The following is a 7,544-nucleotide window of genomic DNA, read 5'->3' as shown; positions in this document are numbered from 1 at the left end:
CTCCCCTACCCCTCTTTGCTAAAGAGGGGATTGGATCTTTGGAGAGTTAAATATTTATGTCCTACTTTAACGTTTTTTTAAAGCAGATAATTTAATCTCTATTGAAATTAAAATGTAAATGAGCCAGTTACTATCAATTTACTCAAGAATTCCCCTCTTTAGCAAAGAGGGGTAGGGGAGATTTACTCGCTTCGCTCGCACTTCGTGCCGTTGCTAAAGCAACGTTCAAACGCAAGCGTTTGTGGCAGAGGTTAATCCAACCTCATACTCAATCAGCCCTTACATTCTCTAAAAACAAATAAATCTGCTCTATTACCGCTTCAATTTCACGCATGACTTCATCATTGCTAAACCGCACCACCGTAAAACCAAGTGAATTTAATTCTACATCTCGCAATACGTCCTTTTCCTGATAATCAGGTTCATAGTGCTGACTACCGTCTAATTCGATAATCAGCTTTGCTTTTGCACAATAAAAATCAACAAAATAACTTAAAAGTGGCTTTTGTCGATTAAAACGAAATCCTAATAATTGATCTCGATTGATGCGTTGCCATAGCTTTCTTTCTGTATCCGTTTGATCCGCTCGCAGTTTCTGCGAATTCAGCTTTAAGTATTTTTCATAGGGTTGCATGAAAACTGCTGTTCTATCTTTCCCAAAACTTAAAAAATTACTTTTAACTTTGATAGGTCTAAAACAACATCGCCATTTGGTAATAACAATGCAGGAATACCTAAATAGCCATTTGCTTTCGAGTTGTCAAATTCTGCATTGCTATCGCGTAAACGAATAAATTGTTTGAGATTAGGTAATGAAGTCATAATTTCTACTTCATCGTAATCCACACCTAAGCGATCCAACTCCGCGACAAATGGCGCGGTATCTGGGCATGTTTCTGCATAAAAAAGAATGGGTTTGCTCATTTTGCTCTCCTAAAGTGCGGTCAAATTTCACCGCACTTTTTTGAATTACCTTTAAATGTTATTTTTTACAACCTGGGAAACCTAAGGCTTCACGGCTTGCATAATAGGCTTCCGCCACGCCTTTGGTTAAGGCACGAATGCGTAAAATATAGCGTTGGCGTTCGGTGACCGAAATTGCTTTACGCGCATCTAATAAGTTAAAGCTGTGTGCTGCTTTCAAAATACGTTCATAAGCTGGCAATGGTAACGGTTTTTCTAAGGCTAATAACTCTTGTGCTTCCTTTTCATATTGATCGAAGCAGTAGAATAAGAAATCTGTGTTTGCGTGTTCAAAGTTATAGGTTGATTGCTCAACTTCATTTTGATGGAAAACATCGCCATAAGTGGTTTTGCCTAATGGACCGTCAGACCAAACTAAGTCATATACAGAATCTACGCCTTGAATGTACATGGCTAAACGCTCTAAACCGTAGGTCACTTCGCCCGTTACAGGTTTACATTCTAAGCCGCCCACTTGTTGGAAATAGGTAAACTGGGTTACTTCCATCCCGTTTAACCATACTTCCCAACCCAAGCCCCAAGCACCTAAGGTTGGGTTTTCCCAGTTATCTTCCACGAAACGGATGTCGTTTTGTGTTGGATCGAAACCGAGCATTTCAAGCGAGCCTAAATAAAGTTCTTGAATATTATCTGGAGAAGGTTTGATTACCACTTGGAATTGGTAGTAATGCTGTAAACGGTTTGGGTTTTCGCCGTAGCGACCATCGGTCGGACGACGTGAAGGTTGAACATAAGCAAATGCCATTGGCTCTGGGCCTAATGCACGCAATGCGGTCATTGGGTGAGAAGTACCTGCACCCACTTCCATATCAAAAGGTTGCACAATGGTGCAGCCTTGGTTTGTCCAATATTCTTGTAGGGCTAAAATCATACCTTGGAATGTTTTTACGTTAAATTTTGTACTCATAATCGTTGATCTAATGTGATTAAAAATGTTGGTATTATACTTGAATCCGTAAAAGGGATAAAGGCGAAAAATACGGTTGAAAATCAGGCTTTATAAAGATATATCAAGTAAGTGATTTTGAATATTTAGGTAGATTTTAAGTCTTATTTTAGTAATAGTTTTTTTTGATTAATTTAATAGATTTCGATTGTTTAAACCTTTCTATATGATACGCAAGAAATTCATTTCAACCTAACTAAATTTATTAACTTTACAAGGAGTCTACAATGAGTTCTCAATGCCCTTTCTCGCACTTAGCTGCGACAAACTTAACAATGGGTAACGGTGCACCCGTTGCTGATAACCAAAACAGCTTAACAGCTGGTCCGCGTGGTCCATTACTTTCACAAGATTTATGGCTTAACGAAAAATTAGCTGATTTCGTACGTGAAGTGATCCCAGAGCGTCGTATGCACGCTAAAGGTTCTGGTGCATTTGGTACCTTTACTGTGACACACGATATTACTAAATATACTCGTGCAAAAATTTTTAGTGAAGTGGGTAAAAAAACGGAAATGTTCGCACGTTTTACCACCGTGGCAGGCGAACGTGGTGCAGCAGATGCTGAGCGTGATATTCGTGGTTTTGCATTAAAATTCTATACTGAAGAAGGTAACTGGGATTTAGTAGGTAACAATACGCCAGTATTCTTCTTACGTGATCCACGTAAATTCCCTGACTTAAACAAAGCGGTAAAACGTGATCCGCGTACTAATATGCGTTCAGCAACTAATAACTGGGATTTCTGGACATTATTACCAGAAGCATTACACCAAGTAACTGTTGTAATGAGTGATCGTGGTATTCCAGCAAGTTATCGTCATATGCACGGTTTCGGTTCTCACACTTATAGTTTCTGGAATGAAGCAGGCGAACGTTTTTGGGTAAAATTCCACTTCCGTACTCAACAAGGCATTAAAAATTTAACAAATGCTGAAGCAGCAGAAATTATTGCAAATGACCGTGAAAGCCATCAACGTGATTTATATGAAGCGATTGAACGTGGTGATTTCCCTAAATGGACATTATTTGTACAAATTATGCCGGAAGCAGATGCGGAAAAAGTGCCTTATCACCCATTCGACTTAACTAAAGTATGGCCGAAAAAAGACTATCCATTAATTGAAGTCGGCGAGTTTGAATTAAACCGTAACCCAGAAAACTTCTTCGCTGATGTAGAACAATCTGCATTTGCACCAAGTAACTTGGTTCCGGGTATTGGCGCAAGCCCTGACAGAATGTTACAAGCCCGTTTATTTAACTATGCGGATGCACAACGTTACCGTTTAGGTGTGAACTACCGTCAAATTCCAGTAAACCGTCCACGTTGCCCAGTTCATAGCAACCAACGTGATGGTCAAGGTCGTGTAGATGGCAACTACGGTAGCTTGCCACACTACGAGCCAAACAGCTTCAGCCAATGGCAACAACAACCAGACTTTGCTGAACCACCACTTCGTATCAACGGAGATGCAGCACACTGGGATTATCGTAACGATGATAACGATTACTTCAGCCAACCTCGTGCATTATTTAACTTAATGAATGCAGAGCAAAAACAATCATTATTCAACAACACGGCAGCAGCAATGGGCGATGCACCTGATTTCATCAAATATCGTCATATTCGTAACTGCCACTGGTGTGATGCCGCATACGGTGAAGGCGTTGCGAAAGCATTAGGTTTAACCGTTGAAGATGCATTAAAAGCTCGTGATACTGATCCTGCATTAGGTCAAGGTGGATTGTTATAATCTTTCGAGTTTATTATTTTAAATAAATAATAGTAAGGAATCTGCACCCAAAAGTTAGGCTAAGGTTTAACTGATTAGGGTGCAGATTTTTTTTCAATGAAATATTACGAATTCATTACATAATACTTGAACGATTTTGTAATCGTTCAAAAATTTGAATGTAAAAATAACCTATAATAGCTTCCATTTTTTATGATAAATATTGTATTTGAGTAATGCTAAATATATATCATGGCACAAAATAATGAGGTATAAAATGGCTATCATTACCCGTCACTGCAGTAAAATCTTCGCGTAATCCCATACCGCAAGCCACATCCCCCACAACCCAAGAGCCGATAATTGGATACATTCCATCAAAACTTGGCAATTCAAATTTTTGTTGATAAACATAACCTGAATTACCATAAAACGTAGAGTGTTCGCTTCCTTTCGCTGCAAATTCTACACCATTATTTTTCTCATAATAGAAGACATTGGCACCTTCTCGACCTAACAATGGTTTTTTCACCCACATCGATAAATCTTTTGGTAATTCAAAAGGCGTAAAATAAGCAGGCAATAAATTCGGATGATTAGGATAACGCGCCCAAAGTTTTGCCAATAATGCTTTATTACTTAACAACATTTTCCACGCTGGTTCAATAAATCGTGTTTCAGCGGTTGTAATATGGCGAGCAAACTCAGCGTGGCTTAGCCATTCTAGCGGATACAATTTAAATAACATTTCAATAGGTTGATCATTTAAATCTACAAATTTTTTTGTTTCGCTGTTATAGCCAATATCTTCCACCGCTAATTGATGAATATTCCAACCCGCGTTATAAGCCACATCAGCTAAATAATCCACATTACCCCAATCTTCACGGCCAGCATCCTGCATGGCACTCAAATGGAAATCTGTTTTGCCACTTTGTTGTTTCAAAAATTGGAAATGTTTTATTAATTCTTCATGAATCCAGTTAAATTGATCACGATGTTTCAAGCCCTCAATTTGCTCCAACCACTGCCATTGAACAACCGCAGCCTCCAACAAGGATGTTGGCGTATCGGCGTTATATTCAAACATTTTTAGGTTGTCGCCATCATAGCCAAAATCAAAGCGTCCATATAAATAAGGATCTTGATTACGCCAAGAGGTTTCAATAAGCTGTTTTTGCAACTCCGTAAAACGATAATTTTCATAATCGCCTTTTTTAATTTCATCCGCCGCAAAATCTAAACACATTGAATGCAATTCATTAGTTGTATCCTCAATGCGATCAATTTCCGCTAAGGTAAATTCATAGGCGACATTATCAGACCAATAATGAGATCCATCACTGGAAGGCAAATTATAGTAATCAAATCCAACATTAAGTAGCTGTTGCACCATATCTGGTCGAGTAGGAAACCCAGTTACACGTTTCATTTAGCCCCCACTGCTACGATGAGTATTATTTGGGCTACTAAAACCACCGCGAGATACAGGCTTGCTATTCATGCTTCCTGCATTTCCTTTCACGAGCATTGGTTTTCCAACAGAACGATTCGTTTGAGGTTGCACAACTTGCCCTGTTGGTGTGGTGACAGCTCGATTTCCAGGATGATAGCTTGGACCAAGGAAACTACTAATTGCACGAGCTGCCAGATACCCCATAACGCCACCAGCAATTGCGGCTCCTAAAGAAGGATCGGTACTTTCAGCTTTTGTAGTTGATTCCGCATTGTTCTCGCTTTGATTAGCTTGTACATTATTTTCAGCTGGATTTTTTACCGCACTTTCTGCATTACCATTATCACGAATATTTAAACCAAGCCCTTGCTGTGGTGTAGTTTCAGTTTTCTGAGTACTCTCGGTATTTTTATCTGCCTCACAAAGCTCAATTTTTTTCCAATCCGCTAAACAATCGTCTAAAGACTGATACACATCACGTTGTACTTGCTCTTCTGAACAGCCTCCTAATAAGGCCACAATAGATAAACTAACTAAAATCTGATTTTTCTTTTTCATTGTTCTCAATTTTTATCGAATGGTTTTCACGCCTAGCCATTGCTCGGCCTGTTTATTAGTAATTTCTTCACGAGTCCACATACTCATTAAATCTGGTTGTGGATATTTATTACTGTTATAGCCGACTAAACGGGCAAAATCAAATACAGCATGAGGATAGCCATTAATAAGCAACAAGGCTAAATAACCACTCTCATCCCAACAAATTTCAAGTTTGCGTGCTTCATGATGATTAGAGGTTGAATCAACATTATACACGTGCAACATATCAACTATCGGTTGAGCATTTTGACGCATATCAAGTGCATAAAAATAGCCTGTTTCGCCGTCATCTTCAAACATTACAGCAAAATGCTCAAATACTGTCGAATGTGTTCCCACTTGCTTTGGCGTTCCTAAAAAGAGTTCGTCCTCTAAAGTTAAATGTAACATTCCCTTTCCTTTAAATATTAGATATAAAAACACCGCACTTTTATACAAAGTGCGGTGAGATTTTACAGTAAATTCAGCGTGAATTACGCTTGACCTTTAACCGCTTTTAAGCCTGGGAATGCAGCTGGAGTACCAGCGCGTTCTAATGCTTCTTCGATACGGATTAATTGGTTGTATTTCGCAATACGGTCAGAACGGCTCATAGAACCAGTTTTGATTTGACCTGCTGCTGTACCCACTGCTAAATCAGCGATAGTTGCATCTTCGGTTTCGCCTGAACGGTGAGAGATAACCGCTGTGTAACCTGCATCTTTCGCCATTTTAATTGCTGCTAAAGTTTCAGTTAAAGAACCGATTTGGTTGAATTTGATTAAGATAGAGTTTGCGATACCTTTTTCGATACCTTCTTTTAAGATTTTGGTGTTAGTGACGAATAAATCATCGCCCACTAATTGAACGCGGTCGCCTAACACTTTAGTTTGGTATGCAAAACCTTCCCAGTCAGATTCATCTTGACCATCTTCGATAGACACGATTGGGTATTGTTTAGTTAATTCTTCAAGATAGTGTGTGAACTCTTGAGAAGTGAATGATTTACCTTCACCTTTCATTTCGTACATACCATTTTCTTTGTTATAGAACTCAGAAGATGCGCAGTCCATCGCTAAAGTAACGTCTTTACCTAATACGTAACCTGCTTTTTCTACTGCTTCTTTGATACATGCTAAAGCGTCTGCGTTAGAGGCTAAGTTTGGTGCGAAACCACCTTCGTCACCAACTGCAGTGCTCATGCCTTTAGATTTTAATACTTTTGCAAGGTTGTGGAATACTTCAGCACCGATACGAAGTGCTTCACGTAATGTTTTCGCACCCACTGGTTGAATCATGAATTCTTGGATATCAACGTTGTTATCTGCATGTTCGCCACCGTTAATGATGTTCATCATTGGTAATGGCATAGAATAAATACCAGCAGTGCCATTTAATTCTGCAATGTAAGCGTAAAGTGGTAAACCTTTAGATGCTGCAGCTGCTTTTGCGTTTGCTAAAGATACCGCCAAGATTGCATTTGCACCAAAGTTAGATTTGTTTTCGGTTCCGTCTAAATCGATCATGATTTGGTCGATTTCAGCTTGGTTTGTTGCATCTTTACCAACGATAGCTTGTGCAATTTCGTTGTTCACTGCAGCCACAGCTTTTAATACGCCTTTACCTAAGAAACGAGATTTTTCGCCGTCACGTAATTCTAATGCTTCACGAGAACCAGTTGATGCGCCAGATGGAGCTGCTGCTAAACCAACAAAACCACCTTCAAGATGAACTTCAGCTTCAACAGTTGGATTACCGCGTGAGTCGATGATTTCGCGACCAATCACTTTAACGATTTTTGCCATTTTTATTTTCCTCAATTAAGTTAATTAAAACGGGTTAGGCG

General features: G+C 39.2%; 8 protein-coding genes. 1 reads left to right on the top strand and 7 read right to left on the bottom strand.

The genetic code is table 11. The features are described from left to right. Window positions 1–268: 268 nt before the first annotated feature. The 3 genes from HMPREF2813_RS04560 to glyQ are packed head-to-tail and all read right to left on the bottom strand — an operon-like array spanning window position 269 to window position 1,891. Window positions 269–634, bottom strand: a complete 366-nt coding sequence (locus HMPREF2813_RS04560) for an endonuclease domain-containing protein (RefSeq protein ID WP_005686191.1) — start codon at window positions 632–634, stop codon at window positions 269–271. Between the two features lie 29 nt (window positions 635–663). Then, window positions 664–924: a hypothetical protein gene (locus HMPREF2813_RS04555; RefSeq protein WP_005663579.1), complete on the bottom strand. Its 261-nt coding sequence runs from the start codon at window positions 922–924 to the stop codon at window positions 664–666. Between the two features lie 58 nt (window positions 925–982). Next, entirely contained in the window at window positions 983–1,891 is a 909-nt protein-coding gene (gene glyQ, locus HMPREF2813_RS04550; protein ID WP_014551012.1) for a glycine--tRNA ligase subunit alpha, read from the bottom strand. 266 nt (window positions 1,892–2,157) lie between these two features. Here glyQ and HMPREF2813_RS04545 point away from each other — a divergent pair, with 266 nt between their 5' ends. Next, window positions 2,158–3,684, top strand: coding sequence for a catalase (locus HMPREF2813_RS04545; protein WP_014551011.1), 1,527 nt, complete (start codon window positions 2,158–2,160; stop codon window positions 3,682–3,684). A 229-nt stretch (window positions 3,685–3,913) separates the two neighbouring features. Here the strand turns inward: HMPREF2813_RS04545 and HMPREF2813_RS04540 are convergent, their stop codons facing one another. From HMPREF2813_RS04540 to eno, 4 genes are all read right to left on the bottom strand, one after another. Continuing rightward, entirely contained in the window at window positions 3,914–5,095 is a 1,182-nt protein-coding gene (locus HMPREF2813_RS04540) for a glutathionylspermidine synthase family protein (protein ID WP_005648054.1), read from the bottom strand. After that, window positions 5,096–5,677: a DUF1190 domain-containing protein gene (locus HMPREF2813_RS04535; RefSeq protein ID WP_014551010.1), complete on the bottom strand. Its 582-nt coding sequence runs from the start codon at window positions 5,675–5,677 to the stop codon at window positions 5,096–5,098. Between the two features lie 12 nt (window positions 5,678–5,689). After that, window positions 5,690–6,109, bottom strand: coding sequence for a DUF2251 domain-containing protein (locus HMPREF2813_RS04530; protein ID WP_005636440.1), 420 nt, complete (start codon window positions 6,107–6,109; stop codon window positions 5,690–5,692). An 83-nt stretch (window positions 6,110–6,192) separates the two neighbouring features. Beyond that, a complete protein-coding gene (eno, locus tag HMPREF2813_RS04525; protein WP_014551009.1) occupies window positions 6,193–7,503 on the bottom strand; it encodes a phosphopyruvate hydratase in 1,311 nt (436 codons plus the stop codon). Between the last annotated feature and the right edge of the window lie 41 nt (window positions 7,504–7,544).

This window comes from Haemophilus sp. HMSC066A11 (assembly GCF_001811665.1).
In the GTDB taxonomy this organism is placed as follows: Bacteria; Pseudomonadota; Gammaproteobacteria; order Enterobacterales; family Pasteurellaceae; genus Haemophilus; species Haemophilus influenzae.
This window is presented reverse-complemented; position numbering and strand designations above follow the sequence as displayed.

Coding starts and splice junctions, on each gene's coding strand:
- HMPREF2813_RS04560 (WP_005686191.1), bottom strand. CDS start 634: ATGCAACCCTATGAAAAATACTTAAAGCTGAATTCGCAGAAACTGCGA.
- HMPREF2813_RS04555 (WP_005663579.1), bottom strand. CDS start 924: ATGAGCAAACCCATTCTTTTTTATGCAGAAACATGCCCAGATACCGCG.
- glyQ (WP_014551012.1), bottom strand. CDS start 1,891: ATGAGTACAAAATTTAACGTAAAAACATTCCAAGGTATGATTTTAGCC.
- HMPREF2813_RS04545 (WP_014551011.1), top strand. CDS start 2,158: ATGAGTTCTCAATGCCCTTTCTCGCACTTAGCTGCGACAAACTTAACA.
- HMPREF2813_RS04540 (WP_005648054.1), bottom strand. CDS start 5,095: ATGAAACGTGTAACTGGGTTTCCTACTCGACCAGATATGGTGCAACAG.
- HMPREF2813_RS04535 (WP_014551010.1), bottom strand. CDS start 5,677: ATGAAAAAGAAAAATCAGATTTTAGTTAGTTTATCTATTGTGGCCTTA.
- HMPREF2813_RS04530 (WP_005636440.1), bottom strand. CDS start 6,109: ATGTTACATTTAACTTTAGAGGACGAACTCTTTTTAGGAACGCCAAAG.
- eno (WP_014551009.1), bottom strand. CDS start 7,503: ATGGCAAAAATCGTTAAAGTGATTGGTCGCGAAATCATCGACTCACGC.